General features: G+C 36.1%; 32 protein-coding genes and 1 pseudogene. 29 read left to right on the top strand and 4 right to left on the bottom strand.

Annotation, left to right across the window (positions count from 1 at the left end):
* Positions 1-237 precede the first annotated feature (237 nt).
* A complete protein-coding gene (locus QNH20_RS19395; RefSeq protein WP_283919609.1) occupies positions 238-2031 on the bottom strand; it encodes a M3 family oligoendopeptidase in 1794 nt (597 codons plus the stop codon).
* A 532-nt stretch (positions 2032-2563) separates the two neighbouring features.
* On the opposite strand from QNH20_RS19395, the gene QNH20_RS19390 reads away from it, so the two are divergent.
* A complete protein-coding gene (locus QNH20_RS19390; RefSeq protein ID WP_283919608.1) occupies positions 2564-3523 on the top strand; it encodes a F510_1955 family glycosylhydrolase in 960 nt (319 codons plus the stop codon).
* 35 nt (positions 3524-3558) lie between these two features.
* Here QNH20_RS19390 and QNH20_RS19385 read toward each other — a convergent pair.
* The 3 genes and pseudogenes from QNH20_RS19385 to QNH20_RS19375 form a co-directional block, all read right to left on the bottom strand.
* Positions 3559-3858: pseudogene (locus QNH20_RS19385) on the bottom strand (sigma-70 family RNA polymerase sigma factor); the annotation flags it as partial.
* 54 nt (positions 3859-3912) lie between these two features.
* Positions 3913-5463, bottom strand: a complete 1551-nt coding sequence (locus QNH20_RS19380) for a recombinase family protein (RefSeq protein WP_283919607.1) — start codon at positions 5461-5463, stop codon at positions 3913-3915.
* A 463-nt stretch (positions 5464-5926) separates the two neighbouring features.
* Positions 5927-6286 (bottom strand): helix-turn-helix domain-containing protein, encoded by a 360-nt coding sequence (locus QNH20_RS19375; RefSeq protein WP_283919606.1) that lies wholly within the window; start codon positions 6284-6286, stop codon positions 5927-5929.
* A gap of 206 nt (positions 6287-6492) precedes the next feature.
* On the opposite strand from QNH20_RS19375, the gene QNH20_RS19370 reads away from it, so the two are divergent.
* The 28 genes from QNH20_RS19370 (at position 6493) to QNH20_RS19235 (ending at position 18277) form a co-directional block, all read left to right on the top strand.
* Entirely contained in the window at positions 6493-6711 is a 219-nt protein-coding gene (locus tag QNH20_RS19370; protein WP_283919605.1) for a helix-turn-helix transcriptional regulator, read from the top strand.
* A 13-nt stretch (positions 6712-6724) separates the two neighbouring features.
* Positions 6725-6988: a hypothetical protein gene (locus QNH20_RS19365; RefSeq protein ID WP_283919604.1), complete on the top strand. Its 264-nt coding sequence runs from the start codon at positions 6725-6727 to the stop codon at positions 6986-6988.
* Positions 6989-7068: 80 nt separating this feature from the next.
* On the top strand, positions 7069-7581 hold the full coding sequence (locus QNH20_RS19360) for a helix-turn-helix transcriptional regulator (protein ID WP_283919603.1): 513 nt from the start codon (positions 7069-7071) through the stop codon (positions 7579-7581).
* A gap of 16 nt (positions 7582-7597) precedes the next feature.
* A complete protein-coding gene (locus QNH20_RS19355) occupies positions 7598-7789 on the top strand; it encodes a hypothetical protein (protein ID WP_283919602.1) in 192 nt (63 codons plus the stop codon).
* A gap of 12 nt (positions 7790-7801) precedes the next feature.
* Positions 7802-8188, top strand: coding sequence for a hypothetical protein (locus QNH20_RS19350; RefSeq protein ID WP_283919601.1), 387 nt, complete (start codon positions 7802-7804; stop codon positions 8186-8188).
* A 32-nt stretch (positions 8189-8220) separates the two neighbouring features.
* Positions 8221-8385, top strand: coding sequence for a hypothetical protein (locus QNH20_RS19345; RefSeq protein WP_283919600.1), 165 nt, complete (start codon positions 8221-8223; stop codon positions 8383-8385).
* 162 nt (positions 8386-8547) lie between these two features.
* A complete protein-coding gene (locus tag QNH20_RS19340) occupies positions 8548-8718 on the top strand; it encodes a hypothetical protein (protein ID WP_283919599.1) in 171 nt (56 codons plus the stop codon).
* A 201-nt stretch (positions 8719-8919) separates the two neighbouring features.
* The gene (locus QNH20_RS19335) at positions 8920-9921 is read left to right on the top strand and encodes a DnaD domain-containing protein (RefSeq protein ID WP_283919598.1); all 1002 of its coding nucleotides are present in this window, start codon (positions 8920-8922) and stop codon (positions 9919-9921) included.
* The gene (gene fbpA, locus QNH20_RS19330) at positions 9900-10112 is read left to right on the top strand and encodes a Fur-regulated basic protein FbpA (protein ID WP_349632721.1); all 213 of its coding nucleotides are present in this window, start codon (positions 9900-9902) and stop codon (positions 10110-10112) included. The genes QNH20_RS19335 and fbpA overlap by 22 nt, the downstream gene beginning before the upstream one ends.
* Before the next feature lie 94 nt (positions 10113-10206).
* Complete coding sequence (locus tag QNH20_RS19325; RefSeq protein ID WP_283919597.1) at positions 10207-10470, top strand: hypothetical protein; 264 nt, start codon at positions 10207-10209, stop codon at positions 10468-10470.
* A gap of 47 nt (positions 10471-10517) precedes the next feature.
* Positions 10518-10691, top strand: a complete 174-nt coding sequence (locus QNH20_RS19320; protein WP_283919596.1) for a hypothetical protein — start codon at positions 10518-10520, stop codon at positions 10689-10691.
* Between the two features lie 83 nt (positions 10692-10774).
* A complete protein-coding gene (locus QNH20_RS19315; RefSeq protein ID WP_283919595.1) occupies positions 10775-10990 on the top strand; it encodes an XtrA/YqaO family protein in 216 nt (71 codons plus the stop codon).
* Between the two features lie 81 nt (positions 10991-11071).
* Entirely contained in the window at positions 11072-11299 is a 228-nt protein-coding gene (locus QNH20_RS19310; RefSeq protein WP_283919594.1) for a hypothetical protein, read from the top strand.
* A 42-nt stretch (positions 11300-11341) separates the two neighbouring features.
* On the top strand, positions 11342-11698 hold the full coding sequence (locus QNH20_RS19305; protein WP_283919593.1) for a hypothetical protein: 357 nt from the start codon (positions 11342-11344) through the stop codon (positions 11696-11698).
* Between the two features lie 13 nt (positions 11699-11711).
* Positions 11712-12110, top strand: a complete 399-nt coding sequence (locus QNH20_RS19300) for a hypothetical protein (protein ID WP_349632684.1) — start codon at positions 11712-11714, stop codon at positions 12108-12110.
* Positions 12111-12154: 44 nt separating this feature from the next.
* Positions 12155-12595 carry a YopX family protein gene (locus QNH20_RS19295; RefSeq protein ID WP_283919592.1) on the top strand — a complete coding sequence of 147 codons (441 nt, stop codon included), beginning with the start codon at positions 12155-12157 and terminating at the stop codon, positions 12593-12595.
* 27 nt (positions 12596-12622) lie between these two features.
* Positions 12623-12877: a hypothetical protein gene (locus QNH20_RS19290; protein ID WP_283919591.1), complete on the top strand. Its 255-nt coding sequence runs from the start codon at positions 12623-12625 to the stop codon at positions 12875-12877.
* 181 nt (positions 12878-13058) lie between these two features.
* Positions 13059-14420, top strand: a complete 1362-nt coding sequence (locus tag QNH20_RS19285) for a DNA cytosine methyltransferase (protein ID WP_283919590.1) — start codon at positions 13059-13061, stop codon at positions 14418-14420.
* Between the two features lie 66 nt (positions 14421-14486).
* Positions 14487-14825 carry a hypothetical protein gene (locus QNH20_RS19280; RefSeq protein WP_283919589.1) on the top strand — a complete coding sequence of 113 codons (339 nt, stop codon included), beginning with the start codon at positions 14487-14489 and terminating at the stop codon, positions 14823-14825.
* Positions 14826-14864: 39 nt separating this feature from the next.
* The gene (locus tag QNH20_RS19275; RefSeq protein ID WP_283919588.1) at positions 14865-15032 is read left to right on the top strand and encodes a hypothetical protein; all 168 of its coding nucleotides are present in this window, start codon (positions 14865-14867) and stop codon (positions 15030-15032) included.
* A gap of 75 nt (positions 15033-15107) precedes the next feature.
* The gene (locus tag QNH20_RS19270; RefSeq protein ID WP_283919587.1) at positions 15108-15239 is read left to right on the top strand and encodes a hypothetical protein; all 132 of its coding nucleotides are present in this window, start codon (positions 15108-15110) and stop codon (positions 15237-15239) included.
* 25 nt (positions 15240-15264) lie between these two features.
* A complete protein-coding gene (locus tag QNH20_RS19265; RefSeq protein ID WP_283919586.1) occupies positions 15265-15453 on the top strand; it encodes a hypothetical protein in 189 nt (62 codons plus the stop codon).
* A 61-nt stretch (positions 15454-15514) separates the two neighbouring features.
* Positions 15515-15895 carry a hypothetical protein gene (locus tag QNH20_RS19260; protein ID WP_283919585.1) on the top strand — a complete coding sequence of 127 codons (381 nt, stop codon included), beginning with the start codon at positions 15515-15517 and terminating at the stop codon, positions 15893-15895.
* 36 nt (positions 15896-15931) lie between these two features.
* Positions 15932-16084, top strand: coding sequence for a hypothetical protein (locus QNH20_RS19255; protein WP_283919584.1), 153 nt, complete (start codon positions 15932-15934; stop codon positions 16082-16084).
* A 158-nt stretch (positions 16085-16242) separates the two neighbouring features.
* The gene (locus tag QNH20_RS19250) at positions 16243-16959 is read left to right on the top strand and encodes a BRO family protein (protein ID WP_283919583.1); all 717 of its coding nucleotides are present in this window, start codon (positions 16243-16245) and stop codon (positions 16957-16959) included.
* Between the two features lie 92 nt (positions 16960-17051).
* Positions 17052-17243 carry a hypothetical protein gene (locus QNH20_RS19245; protein ID WP_283919582.1) on the top strand — a complete coding sequence of 64 codons (192 nt, stop codon included), beginning with the start codon at positions 17052-17054 and terminating at the stop codon, positions 17241-17243.
* 39 nt (positions 17244-17282) lie between these two features.
* On the top strand, positions 17283-17738 hold the full coding sequence (locus QNH20_RS19240; protein WP_283919581.1) for an ArpU family phage packaging/lysis transcriptional regulator: 456 nt from the start codon (positions 17283-17285) through the stop codon (positions 17736-17738).
* Positions 17735-18277 carry a site-specific integrase gene (locus tag QNH20_RS19235; RefSeq protein WP_283919580.1) on the top strand — a complete coding sequence of 181 codons (543 nt, stop codon included), beginning with the start codon at positions 17735-17737 and terminating at the stop codon, positions 18275-18277. The genes QNH20_RS19240 and QNH20_RS19235 overlap by 4 nt, the downstream gene beginning before the upstream one ends.
* Position 18278 lies beyond the last annotated feature (1 nt).

The following is an 18278-nucleotide window of genomic DNA, read 5'->3' as shown; positions in this document are numbered from 1 at the left end:
CTAAGATAGTTACTGTGAAAACATGATAAATTAAAGGAAAGAAAAGCATGATCTATCTAAGGGGTGGAGAATATGTTCATGGTTGTGATGGCATTAATTATTACTGGGGCGATTGGCTGCGTAATCTCAGCCGAAATTAGTGTAGAATAAAGTGAACTTCAATCAGTGTGAGTTTTATTACCCGTTAAAGGGAAAAAAGCATCGGCTAATTAATAGTCCGATGCTTTTTTATATTATTTATTTTGTAAGCTCTAAGAACTCGTCAATATCTTCAAGACAGATGCGAACAGCTTTTTCCCAGAAGTCTTTCTGTGTAAGGTCTACTTGAAGATGTTTCCGGGCAAGTTCCTCTACTGTCATGGATGCAGTGTCTCTTAAGAGGGCAATATATTTTTCTTCATACCCTTTCCCTTCCTCAAGTGCCTCAGCATATATGCCGAGAGAGAACAAGTAGCCAAAAGTGTACGGGAAGTTATAGAATGGAACCCCGGTTATGAAGAAATGCAACTTTGATGCCCAGAATAATGGATGATATTCCTCTAAAGCATCACAATATGCTTCCTTCTGTGCTTCAAGCATCAACTCATTCAATTTTTCTACCGATACCGTTCCTTGTTTTCTTTCCTCATAAAAACGTGTTTCAAACAAGAATCGGGCATGAATATTCATTAGAAGGGCGACTGTTCTTTGGATTTTGTCATCTAAAAGAGCAAGTTTTTCTTCTTCATCCTTTGCGTCTTTCACTGATGCATCAGCAACAATCATTTCCGCAAAGGTAGAAGCAGTTTCAGCCACGTTCATTGCATAATTACAATTAAGAAACGGGATATCTCTCATTGCAAAAGAATGAAACGCATGACCAAGTTCATGTGCCAGTGTAGATACATTTGATGGTGTCCCAGAGTATGTCATAAAAATGCGGGATTGTTCACTCTCAGGTAAATCGGTACAGAAACCGCCAGGTGCTTTTCCAGGACGATCCTCAGCCTCAATCCATTGCTCCTCGAATGCCTTCTTCGCAAAAGCAGCCATTTTCTCACCAAAAATAGCAAAATTCCGTTCTATAAATTCGGCCCCTTCTTGATAAGAAACCTTTGTTTCTGTTTTGCCATATGGTGCATCTAAATCAAACCAGCTCAACTTTTCAAGACCTAAGAGCTTTGCTTTACGCTCTAAGTATTGAACAAGCTTCTGTTTATTTTCCGAAATGACTGCCCACATCGTTTCCAGTGTTTCTTTTTTCATCCGGTTAATGCTGAGCGATTCCTTCAAGACATCTACCCAGCCTCTCTTTTTATACACATTCAAACGGAACCCGGAGAGATGGTTTAATGTTTTCGCGAGGAAATCTGCCTGTTCCCCCCATGACTTTTCCCAATTTTTAAAGACTGCTGAGCGAACTTCGCGATCAGTGCTGGAGAATTTGTTGTAGGCTTGACCGACAGAAAGCTGTTTCTCCTCACTATGCTCGTTAAAAGAGACTTTGATTTTACTAACAATTAAGTCATATAGTTGTCCCCAGCTGTGATATCCATCTACTTCAAGAGCGCTGATTAAGGCCTCTTCTTCTTTTGACAGCTTTTCCTTCGCTTTTTCACGGCTTTCCGTTAACACAAAGGCGAGCTCCTTTATAGGTTCAGCGCTTACAAGCTGCTGCCATACAACATCATCAATTGATGTCAACAGGTTGTCTAATGAACTGAGTGCTGTTTGGAAAGTTGCATTTAAGCTTGTTATTTTGGCATCTAGCGAATATGCTTTTTTATCCTCAGTATTTTGTGCAAGTAAACATCCAACGAAGGCTCCAGCCTGAATCAGTTTTTTTGCGGCTCCTTCTAAATCCCCAAGTAATTCTTGCAAGTAATTGGAATCCTCAAGTGAATTAATCGGTGTCCAGTTGTTTACTCTTGTTTCGAAATGTTTAATTTGATCTTCGGTTTGAATTAAGTGTTCCTGTAATTCAGAGGAATCGCTGCCTCCTTTAAAAAAGACATCGAGATTCCAAACTTCTGAATATGTAGTGGCTGTCATTCTAAGTACCCCCTTTATATATGTACCTAACTATTATATGTCTACTTTTCAAAAAATTCTATATTTTATACCTATCGCAAGAAAAATGGCTCATGCAAATGTGCATAAGCCATCATCACCTCTTAACAAAAACAGGTGTACCACCACCAAGCCCCAAAGATAAACAATAGAATAAAGAGAACGATAATGATTGCAATCCATATACCAGCGCTAAGGCCATATGGAGCACAGCTAGCAGGATAGGGCGCTGGGTAACCATAAGATGAAGGATATCCATAAGGCATCAACATTCCCCCCTTCAGCCTTTTAAATTAGCTTATGAGCCCTCATTTTTAACTGTATAGGCAAAAGTGTATGTCCATGAAATACTGTAAAAAAATACTGAAAAAGGTGAATAGAGTGAGAATCATATATTCTGTTTTAATATGGCCAATTATTTGACAACTGTATGGGGACTGGAGTATAAGTGGATGGATAAGTATTCATAAACGAATAACTCATAGTTTAATATGAAGATTTTCAGGAGGGAAAAATGAAGATTCAAATAAAAGTTATTTTTGCCCTACTTATGGGAGTATTACTTGTTGCTGCTGGCTGCAGTAACATGAGTCAGGAACCAAAGAAGAATAAGCAGGAAAATAGGGCTCAAACAGTAAAGAAGTTTGAAATTGCCGAGTCAAAAAAGGTTACATTGAAAAATATACGCGGGATTGGCTATCCGGGGAATGACAATGCCCTATATGTAGCTGCAAATGATGGCTTAAAGATGTACAGGGATGCAACTTGGTTTGAAACAACAGCTAATCAGCATGACTATATTGGCTTTCAAGCGGTAGAAACAGGTTTTATCGCGAGCGGACATCCAGAAAAAGGAACGGACTTGAGGGATCCACTTGGATTGGTAAAAAGTGTTGATAAAGGGGAAACACTGAACAAATTAGCCTTTTATGGTAAAGCAAATTTTCATTTCACAGCAGCGAGCTTTTCAGGGAATAGTATTTATGTGATAAATGAGAAACAAAACGATGAGCTAAGTTTAGGTGTAAACTATTCTACTGATAACGGTAACACTTGGAAAGAAAGTGCTTTAAAGGATTTTTCCGCTGATTCGTATGGAATGATGGCAGTTCACCCGAAAAATGGTGAAACAATGGTGATGGCTACTAGATCAGGGATTTATTTTTCCAATGATTATGGAAATACGATGAAGCCGCTAACAGATCCATTTATGGTAACTGCTCTTACATTTAGCGGGGATTCCATTTTATTTTCTAGTGTCGAAAACGAGAAAATTCTCTTAAAGTCACTAAATCCTGTAACTGGTGAACAAACCGTCATAGCGTCTCCTTTCCTTGATTATGATAATCCGATTACCTATTTGGCAGTTAATCCAAAAAACAATAACCAAATCGCCTTTACCACCTATAAGAATGATGTATATGAATCGATCGATGGTGGTCAAAATTGGAAAAAACTTTTGGATCGAAAATAAAAACTCGCTTATTGGCGAGTTTTTATTTTCCATTGCTAATTCTTTTTCTTTCGTTCCTTCTCAGCCCGATAAAATTCATGGAACATTTTCATCAGCGCACGCTTTTCAATTCGTGAGACATAACTTCTTGAGATACCTAATTCTTTAGCAATCTCTCGCTGTGTTTTTTCCTTTTGCAAATCAAGACCAAATCGGCCAATGATAACTTCCTTTTCTCGATTATCGAGCACTTCGATATATTTTTTGATTTTCTCAAGCTCCATGTTTAACTGTATCGTATCAATGACATCTTCAGATTCTGATTTCAGGACATCAATTAATGAAATTTCATTACCACTAACATGTTATCTGTCATCTGCAAAGGTTGATATACCAACGTTTTTAGGCACTTACTCAAACTTAGGATAAACAACAAGTTTAAAGTCATCTTTAATTTGCCACTTTTCTTTAGTATAAACAGCTTTATCTAGGACGCTTTTTATTAGGCTATTTTTTATACCAGGATCCTCCGATTTTTGATAAAGATCGATTACATTTTCAAATTTAGGTATGATAATCTCCTGCGCTTTTATTTCTTGTTTACTTTTATTCATTTGATTTTTTGCTTTATCATATTCTAATTGTAATTCATCTAAACGTTTTGATAATACATTAGATCGTTTTAAATAAGTTTTTTCATCATATAATTTCCTTTCTAATAAATCCATAAGGTTGTTAATTTGTTCTTCCGTTTCCGATATTTCTTTTTCAAGTTTTTTAATAATTACTTTGCTCATATCAATAATATTTACTCTTTCATCACTTTCTTGTTTATTTGATTCTAGGCCATCTTTATAAGCTTGGAGCCAACCTTTTAAGAACTCAATAAGTCTTTGTTCAACTAGTTCGAAATTGGTTGCCTTACAATCGCATCTAGGGTTGTTATAGCACTTAAGATGAGGCTTTTGTTTTGTGTACGGACGATATATCATCTTCCTTCCACATTTTCCACATTCAATTAATCCAGCTAATGGATTGGTGATTTTATTATTAACCTGGTAAGGGACATGGTATCGAGTTTTTAAAACTTCCTGCGCCTTCTGAAATAAATCATCACTAATTATTGCCTCATGTTTTCCATTAGCGATAATCCATTCACTTTGATCACGCGTCCTAGCAACTTTTTTTTTGGAGGGATCCTTAGATTTTTTTATTTCTTTCTTTTTCCAGACAACTTTTCCACAATATACCGGGTTTTTAAGAATATTAAGCACTCCCCAGTTGGCCCATTGTTTTCCTGTCGCCGTTTTAAAATTCATAGCATTTAATTTATTTGCTATTTGCGCAGCTCCAACTCTAATACTTGGATCATCATGAGTATATAGTTCAAAAATTAACTTAACGGCCTCTGATTGTTCTGGATGAGCTTCTAATGTTCTACCATCTTTAATTTCTTTAATTATATAACCATAAGGAGGATTTGTTCCGATATAATTACCTGATTCCACAGACCGAACACGGCCTCCTTGCATACGTCTAGTTATTATCTTCAATTCTTTACGAGCCATAAACGCTTCAAATTCGCTGTATTCTTCATCCCATTCGTCATTAAGGTCATAAGTCTTTCTAGGAGTAATAATCTTCGTTTTAGCCTCTTTAAATGTTTCTAGTATCAATCCTTGCTCTTTCATTCCTCCACGACCTAAACGATCAATATCCATGCATAAAACAGCATCAAATTTTTTCATTTCAACATCCTGCAATAGTTTAAGCATTTCCGAGCGGTGCATTAAGCTTTCACCAGATACAATTTCTTCATAAACATTAATAATATTTAAATTAAGGTCTTTAGCGACCTTTAAGAGAGCTTTTTTGTGTTTGGCTAAAGTTTCCCCTTCGCCACGTGCTTCAGCCTCAATATCAGCCCTTGATTTACGTAAATACAATGCCGTTTTTGACATTTAACATTCACCTCACATCCATTATACGAAATGGAAAACAGATATTAAAGCTAATGTGAATAAAAGTTCAGAAAAAATTGATAAAATCATCCCTTATAACTTATGAATTTAGCGTAGTTTTTAATAATGGACGGGCAATGGAGGAGAGGTGATAACCATTATAGAATATTCAAACCGATATTTTTTGAAGAAAATGTGATATGAATGGTTGAGAGAAAATTATATAATTAATGATAGAACAAACGTTCCCATTTTGGTATAATTAACATAATTTATTACAGCTTGGAGGAGTCGAAGATGAGTACCGAGGAAACTAAAGAACTATTATTTATGTTAAAAGAAGAGACGGAAATGAGGAATGAAGAGTGTACATTATTAGAATTAATTCGAATTATTTTAGAGTATGGAAAGGAATAAATACATAAAACCCATAGGTTTTACCGATATTAGGCAACCTATGGGTTTATTTATTTTCTAAGTGTTTTTTCATTAGCTTAGCGTTCTGCCAAAACTGTTTTCTTAAATCAATTGGAAGACTTTCAACAGTCTCCATTAATTCTCGTGTTTCTTTATCCAATTGCCCGTCCTCAATTTCAGTTAATTTTGGATGGTTTGAACGACCTAATAAGTAATCTGTAGTAACATTAAAAAAATCAGCAATTACTTTTAATATATCAACGTCAGGTCCTCTTGATCCATTTTCGTAACCATATATTGTAGTAGGAGCTAAGGATAACTTAAAAGCTAAATCTTTAACTTCCATTCCTCTATCTCTTCGAAGCTTTCGTAATCTTTCTCCAAATATTTTTTTTGTATCACTCAAATTAATCACCTCTTATAAATATTGAAATTAATACGGATAATAATGATTTTAAATAAGGTGAATTTTTAGGCTAAATTTTATTTTACTACACAAATCGAGTAATAAAAAATTAATTTTTAAAATTACGCAAAACGAATTGACATTACGCAAATTGAGTATTAATATAAAAGTATAAATTACGCAAAACGAGTAAAGGAGGACGCAAATTGAAAAAACCAAGTAAATTAAGATTAGCTCGTTTAGAAGCTGGAATTGGATTTGAACAAGCGTGTAAAGTAACTGGATTATCGACAAGTTTTCTAGCAAGTGTCGAAAGAGGAGAAAGAACTTTGGATGCAGAATGTGCTAAAAAACTTGCAGATCTATATCAAAAAAATTTGGATGAGATTTTTTTTGTAAGCCGTTACGCAATTCGAGTAAGTTAGGTGGGTGTAAATAATGTCGTTAATTAAAGAGTTTGTCCAGCAAGAAAGGTCGCATACTCATATACCAACACACAAGAAAGGTGTTGGTAATGTGACTTCTAAGAATGATCAAAATGAGAAATACGCGGCCACATATCATATTGGAAATACCGTTATTCACGTTGTTGCCCCTCCTCCAATGACAGCAGAAGAAAAACAGACAAAAGTCAATGAGTTTTATAAAGCTGCTTGGGAAGTTGTTAAAGAACTAAATAGAAATAATATGGTAGATGCTTAGTATTGACTATTTATTAATAAATATAAATATTTTCTAGTCACAATTAAAGGGAACATTTGGTACAAAGGGGTGAACGCATAATGTCATTTGGCAAGTCAATATCTATAGCAAGAAAGCGCCAAGATATGACACAAGATGATTTGTCACAAAAAATCAATTACAGCCGTGAATCTGTTGCTAAATATGAAAATGGGACAAGAAAAATGCCAAAGGAAATTTATCCTCATGTTATTCAAGGGGTTGATGATCCGGAGTTATATTTTCAATCTTGGCAAGAGACAACCGGGTTTGTAAGCATTCCTTTTTTTAACGGAGATAATATTGATCAACATCCGGCAAGTTTGGCTTTTCTAGTAAAAAAAGAAACAGATGAAGCACTTGAGCAATTAGAGATAACCTGTTGGTCCAAGCCAGCTCGTTCAAAAACAGATGATGAGCGCGAACAAATGAAACAAGTATTAATTGAATTACTTGATTCTGCTGCATCGATGATTAATCTTGTTGCATGTATTTGTCGAGAGTACAAATTCTCAATGAAAGATATTTTCAGAGCATGGAATGTATCTCTTAAAATAAGAAAATTTAATAAGTGAAAGGGGATGGGTATCAATGAAAAAGGATATTACACACCGGATTGCCTATTACACACGCAAGATTGCAGAAAGAGGATCACATCATCCGGCAAAGAAGCTTCCTGCAAAGTATACATTCCGTCAAGAGCGCTTAATGGCCTATAAAAAACGGATGTTTGAGCTAATTGAAAATAAGCACCCTGCATTATTCAAGAAATATATGGGCTAGGAGGATAGGAAAATGTGGAATCAAAACTATGAAAAAGTAAAAGGGATCGTTACAAAAACGGGCTCAAAGTATCTTCCTAAATTTGAAATCGATTTCGACAAACTTTCTCAAATGACCAATCATTATGACAAGTTTATCGAAATGGTAAAAGAAAAATTCGAAAAAGATAAAGACAGTTTTCGTAATATTGTGGTTTATCGTGAAAAAGAAGTTCATAGATGGGGCCCACAGAAAGGGGAAATGGTTGAAACGATATTCGTAGCTTTTGATCATCATGATACCTACATCACACTGCTTGGTTGCAATGTAGAGCATGAAAGATTTCCTTTCATCCACGAGTTTTCACAGAACAAAATGTTTGTTTCCATGATGTCTAAATTACTTAAAATTCCAGGTTAAAGAAAATTCGAGTCGTGAAAGGAGAGATCCACTTGAAATTTATTCTTACAGCAAGCCGTTTAATGAAAGCCAGTGAAGTTAAGTCGTTGTGCAAAGTTATGAAGGAGAACAAGAATATTCTTCTTCAACAAGAGATTCAAGCAAAGTCAGTAATGTTTCGCAAGCTATCTTTAAAAAAAGAAAAAGCAGCAAGCTAGGCGGTCACCTACTTACTGCATGTTTGAAATCTAACATTATTTTAGCATTGTTTTGTCAATGCGGCAAGATTGGTTCTTGCCGTAATGTCCAGGAACAGTTTCTCCCCACCTTTATGTTCTTGGCCATTACGGTGCGCACCAATAAATGAGAAGGGTGGTTTTATGTTTTTTGAAGTAGATTTCGCATTAAGAATTAACGGCAATTACCAAACCATTCACACGGCATTTGTGTCTGCTGACAGCGTTTCTGAGTGCATAGACAAGGCTGAGGGGATTCGTGATGAACTACCTCAAAGCAAAAAACAACATGTTCATATTTTCATAGGGGATTAGTGGCAATGCAAAAAGTTACTCGTTGTCGAGTCCTATTGCCTCACAGAATTGTAAAAGAAAAAACCAACTGGACCGAACGTAATTTTTTGTTTATCGTTCACAATTATTTATTACGCTACCCAAATTATCAGTTCATTCAAGTAGAAGGATCTTTCGCCGTCTGTGATCGGGTAGACGAGGTTGAAGAAAGGGGGAAAAGGAATGGCAAAATTTAGAATGATTCATACAGAATTTTGGGATGATCCAAAAGTTGTGGAAGAAATGACGCCAGAAGATAAATTCTTCTTCCTTTATCTATTAACAAATTCAAATACAACACAAATAGGTATTTATCAAATTACAAAAAAGCAAATTGCTTTTGATATGGGGTACTCAATTGAAAGTGTAAACGCCTTGCTAGAAAGGTTTATCAATCACCACAAGATTGTTGTCTACAATCAAGAAACAAGAGAACTTGCTATTAAAAACTGGGGTAGATATAACTTCAATCGTGGTGGCAAACCTATATTGGATTGCGTCTCTTCAGAATTAAAAATGGTTAAGGATATTTCCTTGATTAAGACGGTTGGTGAACGTGTAGAAAGAGCCGAAATTAAAAAAATTTACGAATCGTACTACGTAACGTGTAGCGATACGTCAACGATAAGTGGACAAGAAAAAGAACAACAACAAGAAGAAGAAAAAGAAAAAGAAGAAGAAAAACAACAAGAACAAGAAGAGCAAAGTTCGATGTCAGCTGTTGATTTTTATCAGAAAAATTTTGGTGTCCTCAATCCTTTTATTGGAGAATGCATTTCTAAATGGGTTCAAGATTTAACTGAAGAACTAGTGATTGAAGCCATGAAAAGAGCATTAGCTCAACAAAAAAAATGGAAATATGCTGAGGGCATCCTTAAAAACTGGGCAAATCGAAATATTAATAGCTTAAAAGATGTACAAGCATTAGATTTAGAATTTACCAAATCGAGAGACAAACCAAAAGGCTTTAAACCTTTACGAACGGAAATTCTTCCGGATTGGTGGACAAATGAAAACCCATACCAAGATAAACAGCAGGAACAGCAAAAATCACCTGAAGAACTCGAAGCAAAAAAGCAGGAAATTGATGAAATGCTTAAAGAGTTTGACCAGGATAATGAAATTGAGATAAAAAAACAACGCATTCAAGAAAGACTTGAAATATTTCGAAATGGAGGAGAATAGCAATAGCACAACTTAGAAAAGCAGTCGAAAAGAGAAAAAGTCGTATTATTAGAGACTTAATTAATCTCGGATATACAAAGTGTGAAGATGGTCGCCAACTTTACGAATTACCACTAGTTGAATTAGAGGATCTTTACAAAAGTATGCGTACTGAGAAAGCTAGTAAACCTATTCAGCAGGTAAAGCTATGAAAAATCTAACTTTATGCCAACTGAATTATTTAGCGAGATATTGCAAGAAGTATCGTAACAGAGCATTGCAAGAGTTAGATAGGAGGGTACATCAGTGGTGAGCCAATGTTCCTGCTGCGGATTAAATTTTCAAGTCTTGTCTGATGATGTTTTATATTGTTCATCAAAGTGTGAACAAGAGCATGATTTATTTTTTAACGAAAAGAGGGAAAAGCACTTGGTAGCTCCGGTTCATGTTTATCGCTTAACTCCAGAAGAGTTAGAGAAATATAAAAATCAAACCAAAAAACAGAGTCCTAGAAAACCTCATAGAGCAGCAGATTGGAGATGGCCTCAGAACAGGAGGAAAAATGGATAAAGAACAATTGGCATGGCAGCGTAAGGTCATTAGGGAGGAATACGTAGATGAGCAAAAAAGAGTTTCGAACAATGCCACTTTATCAACTACACAAACTCTGCCAAAACGAAGATCCAAACGCGTTAAGTGAATGGAAACGACGATGGGAATCAGACTATCCGAAAATTGCAGAAGTAAGCAAAGGTCAAGGGAAATTGATTATTCATTACACAGATAAATAAAAAAATTGCCAGGCGCAGCAACGCCCGGCAAAAAAAGAAATTATTACTGAATACCTTAATTATAACATAAAGAGGTGTTCAATTTGGCAAAAAGATCACAAGAAATAGAAATCGATATTAATAATATGTCCGTCCAACAACAATTAGAACCAGGCAAAGTCATAATTGTTGTCCTGGATGGGATTCAAGGAAAAGCAAAGATGTGTCAAGCTGTGGAACATGGTTATACCATTATCGAAACGGCAAATGGGAAAACAGCTAGAATTCGGTACGAGGAAAGCGAGCTGTTTAATTCCTAGTCTTAGTATGTCAGATGTTAAGTACCAATAATAGGCGAATCATGGTACAGATTTTTAAAATCAAAGTAGGTGATCCGATTAATGAAATGGCGGAACCTAAAAATCGTTTGCGAAGAAATGAATTTTTTCTGGGAAAAGTCAGACTTAAATAAATTAGCAATTTTATGGAACGAAGGAAAACACCCTAAACAAATGGCTGCCTACTTTGACAGGGATGATCCAGATGAAATCATATTTGCGATTGTCCAATTGGCGAAGGACGGAAAGATTGATTATAGGGAAGGCGGCCTGTTTGGGCTGATAGAGTAAACAAAATTTGTATTGTGTTTCCTTAACTGAAAGGGTGAAGAAATGAGCCAATTAAAAAATAAATATAAAGCTATCAGAAAAGAGTTTAAAGCTGATCTAACAAAAATAATTCAACATAATAGAGCGTTCGGCATGATGGTGATTAGTACTTATACAGCTAGTCAGCATCGAACTCATATTATGAAGGTTTGGGAACTGCTAGGTTTTAACCATCCAGAAGCGTATAAGGATTATTGCGATAAGTTATTCGGAAAGCATCTCACTGGTAGAGATGAAATTATGAGGTCCATTTACTTCGTAGATAAAGAGCTTTACAACAAGTACATTTATAAAATTCCAGAAGCCTATGCTATGGGAGATGCCTTAGCTGTTGCATATCGGGTTATGAGGTCTAAATAGGGGAGGAAGAAAGATGGAACAGGTTGCAAATTTAAATGCTTTGAACGAAGAAATTGCGCTAAAGAGCATAATTAATCATGCATTACAGGTGTTTCCTAAGTCTTTCATTAACCATAGTAATGAGATTATTTTAGAACCTAGAAATAATGTTTATTTTCGTTTAGATGATGTAAGCACGGCATTAGATTTCAAATGTAAAATGTTCGCTTGGGTTTCAAGACCGATTGCGAAAGGTTTGAGTAAGTACTGGTCACCAAGAGTGCTAAGAAGCTTCAATCATTTATTGGGTACCAACTTCACAAAAGAAGAAATGTATGGCATTTACGATCGTTTAGGCAATGACGTTAACCGTCAATTAACAATTCGCTTCATAGAATCGAATTATAATTTGGCTTTACTGGTACGTGATTAGTTAGGACACACAAGAATTATTAAGTTTCATAGGGAGGGAAGACAATGCGTGAAATTAAGTTTCGTGGATTGGATGTAATGACTGGTGATTGGGTTTACGGTAGTCATGTTCAAACAGGTTTAGGGATGCATTATATAATTCCTCAAAATTTAATTGCTGATGCTATTCCACAATCTAAAGTTGATAATACAACAGTTGGTCAATTTACTGGCTTAAAAGACAAGAACGGTAGAGAGGGATTTATTGGAGATATCGCAAATTACCAAAGGATTCAATATACAGATTGCAGTCGTTCTGAAATAGAAGAAATCTCCCCACCAGTGATTGGTGAACTCTATTATGCAGATGGAATTTGGCTTGGCTTAAGAAAAAATGATGGTACCGGGATAATCTTCATGCCTGGGATGGTTAGCGGCAATGAATGTAATGAGGAATTAGAAATCATCGGCAACATTTACGAAAATCCAGATTTACTTAACTCTTGAGTAATTAAGATTCATAGGAGTGATTTTGTGAAAGCGCAAGATAAAATTCCTCCAGAAGAGCAGAAAGAATATATCCTACTTGAAAATACATGTACAAATTATAAGGTCACGCGAGGGTGGGAGCCAGGAACAATGTTAAAACGTGTCTCAAAATGGCTTTCAGGCAACGGATGCGGAGTTAAACAAGCTTACTTTATAGCAGTTGGTTCGAATAAGAGTCCTCAAATAGCTTGGCAAGATCATGTTGAAGAAATAACAGGGCAGCTTAAATTAGATATTTGAATAATTAAGTTAAACAAAATAACCCCTTGGGCATTTGATAACTGGAGGTATCGGAGCCCAAGGGTGGGTTAACTAAATGGGAATAGGGGAGAGTTGTTGCCTATTCCCACTACGAGATTAACATTATATTAAAATATTGTAAATATATGTCACTAATTGTACAAGATTAGGAGGGGTATGGGTGCAGCTAGATTTATTTCGAGAAATCATAGTGGATAACTTTGCCGGTGGCGGTGGTGCGAGTACAGGAATAGAAATGGCAACAGGCTTATCGGTAGACATTGCAATTAATCATGATCCAGCTGCCATTGCTATGCACAAGGCAAACCATCCTGATACTGAGCATTATTGCGAGTCAGTGTGGGATGTGGACCCAGTGAAAGCGGTTAAAGGACGTAAGGTTGGACTTGCATGGTTTAGCCCTGATTGCAAGCATTTCTCCAAAGCTAAAGGTGGAAAGCCAGTTGATAAAAACATAAGAGGTTTGGCTTGGATTGCTGTAAAGTGGGCAATTGCTGTAAAGCCAAGGGTAATAATGCTCGAGAATGTTGAAGAGTTTAAGACCTGGGGACCACTCAATGAAAATGGGTATCCTGATGAAAGCCAAAAAGGAAAGACGTTTCAATCGTTTGTGAAGTCACTAGAGGCACTTGGTTATGAGGTCCAATTCAAGGAACTTAGAGCATGTGATTATGGAGCTCCAACAATCAGAAAAAGATTTTTTATGATTGCTAGGTGTGATGGTAAACCAATTGTATGGCCGAAGCCTACTCATGGGGATCCCAATAGTTTAGGTGTACAGGCAGGGAAGTTAAAACCATGGAGAACTTCTTCGGAAATTATTGATTGGAGTATTGGTACACCCTCCATTTTTGATAGGAAAAAGCCTCTTGCAGACAATACAATGCGACGGATTGCGCGAGGCATTCAAAAGTTTGTCATCCAAGATCCAGACCCGTTTATTTTGTCAGATAAAACAGCAGCAGCATTTTTAACACAATACTATACTGAAACCAATCCTGATGAAGTACGTGGGCAGTCGTTAAAAGAACCGATTTACACGATTCCAACAGCGAACCGGTTCGGGCTAGTGACAGCCTTCATTGCCCAACATTATAAGACATCAACAGGACACAGATTAGATAAGCCTTTAAATGCAATAACTACAGTAAATAAAGCTAGCTTAGTATCAGCATTTTTATTGAAATACTACGGTAGCGATATTGGACAAAAACTCAAAGAACCCTTACACACCATTACAACAAGAGATCGTTTTGGATTGGTTACACTTCATGGACAAAATTATCAGATTATGGACATTGGAATGAGAATGCTACAACCAAACGAGCTTTATCCAGCCCAAGGGTTTCCTCCTAATTACATCATAGACCGGGATTCTACAGGCAAACCATATCCGAAAACAGAACAAGTAGCTAGGGTTGGAAATTCAGTTCCACCACCATTTGCAGAGGCTCTAGTCCGAGCAAACCTACCTGAGTATTGCGTTAAGCATAATAGGTATAAGTCGGCAGTTAATAATTAGACTCTCTAGTCGAATTTTGTTGGAATTAGCGTATTTTGGCTAATTACCAAAAAGCGAGGTGTAAAAATGCAAAGGCCGAAAACAAGTCAAAAAGTGATTGATGAGTTTACGAAAATTATAGATTCCCAGGATGCCAAGGGCTTAGAAAAGTACGGAGTAACGATCGATGAGGCAAATGGCTATAACTGGTCATTAATGGCACTCGAGGAAACTGCAGATTTGCAAAAATATCTTGTCAAAAGAATAGAAGAGCTCGAGATTATCTTAGAAGGAACTCAGAAGGGTATTGAACGATATGGCAAAGCTCTTCAAAAAATATATAGTACTGTACAGCTAACAGAATCCGAAATTGATTCTAAAACAGCACTTCGAAACATTGAAAATATTGTCATTGAATCATGGTAGTAAGAAATTATGAAACACAAGATAGTGGGAGTTGATTAAATGATCAACAAAGTAGAGGTTTGGTATATGACAGAAGAAGAACGTTTGGCTTATATCGAAAAGTATCCCATCAGGCGGAAAGCAAAAAAGAAGCGAGAAGCGTTTGATAATATTCACACCGATTATAAATGGCGCGGCAAGAAAGCAGCAGATAATAGGCGGAAATGAAAAATAAAAAAGCCAGGAATTCTCCTGGCTTGGTAAACACTCTAAGCAAACAGTTGTATAGAAGGAGGAGAAAGTGTGAAATTAGTAAGCTGCAGTAAGTGTGGATCTGTAGTTCCTTCCAATAAAACGGTTGTAATCGAGCATAAAAGAATCTGTCACAAATGCAAGAAAGAGGCAAGCAAACAAGCCCGCAAGGTTCGTAGTTGACACAAATTGCGAAGGAGGTTTAAAAGTGGAATTTACAAAAATGATGCTATCGCAACCTTCAATGCACGATATTAATGCTTGTAAAGCATGGAGAGAATTTCAATCATTGCCTTATAAGGCGAGGTATTACGACATGATGGCAATAGCTAATAAGTACAAAACAACGCCAAAGGAAATGAGAGAGCATAAAGTTTGTTGGAAACATTATCGGTAGTACGCATTTCGAATAAAGTATGAAACATATTGATAGATCAGTTGATTAGGAGGGAAAGAGGATGCCGGAACAAGGGCTATATGAAAAATATATCATTTTAGATGCTGTAACAAGAGAAGAAAAAGAGGGCCCATATTTTGTTTTAAAACCATCAGAAGATCCAGCTGCCATTGCCGCAATTAAGAAATACGCTGAAGTTACTGAAAAAAAGGAACTATCAGATGATCTTATTAATTGGATGGGAAGACTTGAGTTTGAAGGAGTAAAGCAACCACCTGAATGTGATTATTGCGGTGAATTAACTGATAAAGTCAGGCCGTCTCCATTTATGGGGGATTCAGCTTCGATGTGCAAACATTGCTGGGATATAACCAAAGAAGAATATGCAGCATCCCATGATGAACATATTCCAGTATTTGAAGATTATCCGCATTTTAAGTAAACAAAAGGTAGGAACAGTTAACTAGGAGGAAATGCGATGAGCGAAAAGCCCCAAAAGTTAATAAATCTTCCTCAAAAGATAATTGATGAAGTTAATACATGGAAAATTCCTAGTAAAGAAAAAGAAGTACTACTTGTGGATCTGGATATTTACTTCAGAGCTGAAGTAGAAGCGTTAAATAAAATTTGAATTTGACAAAAAAGAGAATATTTTCTAGCTGAATTAATCAAAAATATGTATAATTGAATTAACTAGATATGTCCAAGATAGGAGAGCCTGAGGACACCGATTAATCAGCATTATTGCTGTTAGTTGGTGTCCTCTTTTTATTTGAAGGAGGGATAAATGTGAACTTCATCTACGAACACAAACAGGTACGGACGATTGAACAGAATAACGCAATTTGGTTTGTCGCAAAAGATATTTGTGAAATATTAGATCACAGCCAAGTAAGTAAGGCAGTAGAGAGGTTAGACGATGATGAAAAGCTGATGGGAACATTATTCCTATCAGGTCAGAATCGGGAAACATGGCTAGTGAATGAATCAGGCCTATATTCTTTAATTCTTACAAGTCGTAAGGCAGAAGCAAAACAATTTAAAAGATGGATTACTCATGAGGTCCTTCCGACAATTAGAAAGACTGGTGGGTACATAGCAAATGAAGACATGTTCATCCAGACGTATTTGCCACATGCTGATAATCAGACTAAGCTAATGTTTCGTGCAACATTAGAAACAGTCCGAAAACAAAATGAACAAATGGCAATTATGCAGCCCAAGGCTGACTACTTTGATAGGCTGGTGGATCGTAATTTGTTAACGAATTTTAGAGATACGGCGAAGGAATTAGAAATAGGACAACGGACTTTTATAAATTGGTTAGTAGAAAAAGGTTTTGTTTATAGAGATCAACAAGGAAAACTTAAGCCATATGGGAAATATTCTCCTGAGTTGTTTAAAATGAAGGAGTTCGAACGGAATGGAAAGGCTGGTGTTCAAACAATGATCACCCCTAAAGGAAGAGAAACATTCAGATTACTGCTAGAAAAGGCAGTTTCATAAGTCCAAGATAGGAGAGCCTGAGGACACTGATTTTACAGCATTTTAGCTGTTTATCGGTGTCCTCTTTCTATTTGAGAGGAGAGGAAACAATATTGAAAACTTTACAGCAAGGATTAAAAAAATCGTCTAAAAAGAACAATATGAAATTACCTCAAGAAAAACTCCAAAGTGAACCTAAACCAAAGGAAACTGAAAATCTTTCAGCAAATGATATTAAGGAATTAATGGGAATGAATATGCCCACATATCGAAGAGGAAAAGGTGGATCTATGAGACAAAGATAATTGATTATGTTTTGACTATTAAGAAAGTGGTGAAGAGATATGAAAAAACATCAATATCTACCTAAAATAAATGATAAGGAAACAAAGAAAGAACTTGAAAAAGCGTTATTTAAATATCGTGAGTATTTAATAACACTTCCCAATTATTTAATGCCTAAAGTAACTCCTGCTTACTCTATTATTCCACCATCAACCACAAATGCGTTTCATTCCAGCACAGAAGATGCAGCACTAGAGAGAATTGAATATGAGCTTATGAGAAATGCATATCTAAAGAAGATTCATGAAGCTGTCAATTCATTAAAAGAAGATGAACGTCACATCATTATCAAAAAATATATGCTTGATGGTGAAATCGGCTACGATCGTGAAATTATGATGGACCTTGGAGTAGGAAAAACCAAGTACTCCCAAATAAAAGGAGAGGCCATGTTGCGCCTTGCTTTTGCTTTAAAAATTGAAGTTTATAAAAAGAGCGAGGTGAAAGCTTCATGAATTTAGTTCAGCCGATAAGAGACAAAGATCTGATACAGGAAATAAAAAAGTGGTTGAAGGCAAGGAGCGATCGAAATTATATTCTTTTTCTTTTTGGTATTAACACTGGTATGAGGATTTCAGACATCTTAAAGCTTAGGGTTAAAGATGTAGAAGGTTGGAGCGTTTATGTCCGCGAGGGAAAGACAAAAAAGACAAAAGAAGTAAGAATGCCTTCAGAGTTAAAAAAGGCAGTTCGAGAATATTGCAAAGGGAAACCAAAGAATGAGTACCTTTTTAAGAGTAGGATAGGAAAAAACAAACCGATAACACGAGGCATGGCTTATATTATTTTACAAGAAATAGCTGATGAGTTTGGGCTTGAAAGAATTGGTACTCATTCATTTAGGAAAACATATGGATATCATCATTATAAACAGTTTAAAGATGTGGCTGTCTTGCAGCAAATGCTTAATCACAGTGACCCTAAAATCACATTAAGATACATTGGTATTACCCAGGATAATCTAAATGCCTATCAATCTAAGTTAAAGATTTGAG

Origin of the sequence: Neobacillus sp. WH10 (assembly GCF_030123405.1) — a bacterium.
GTDB lineage: Bacteria > Bacillota > Bacilli > Bacillales > Cytobacillaceae > Neobacillus.
Note: the sequence above shows the minus strand (reverse complement) of the source record. Positions and strands in the feature narration are given on the sequence as shown.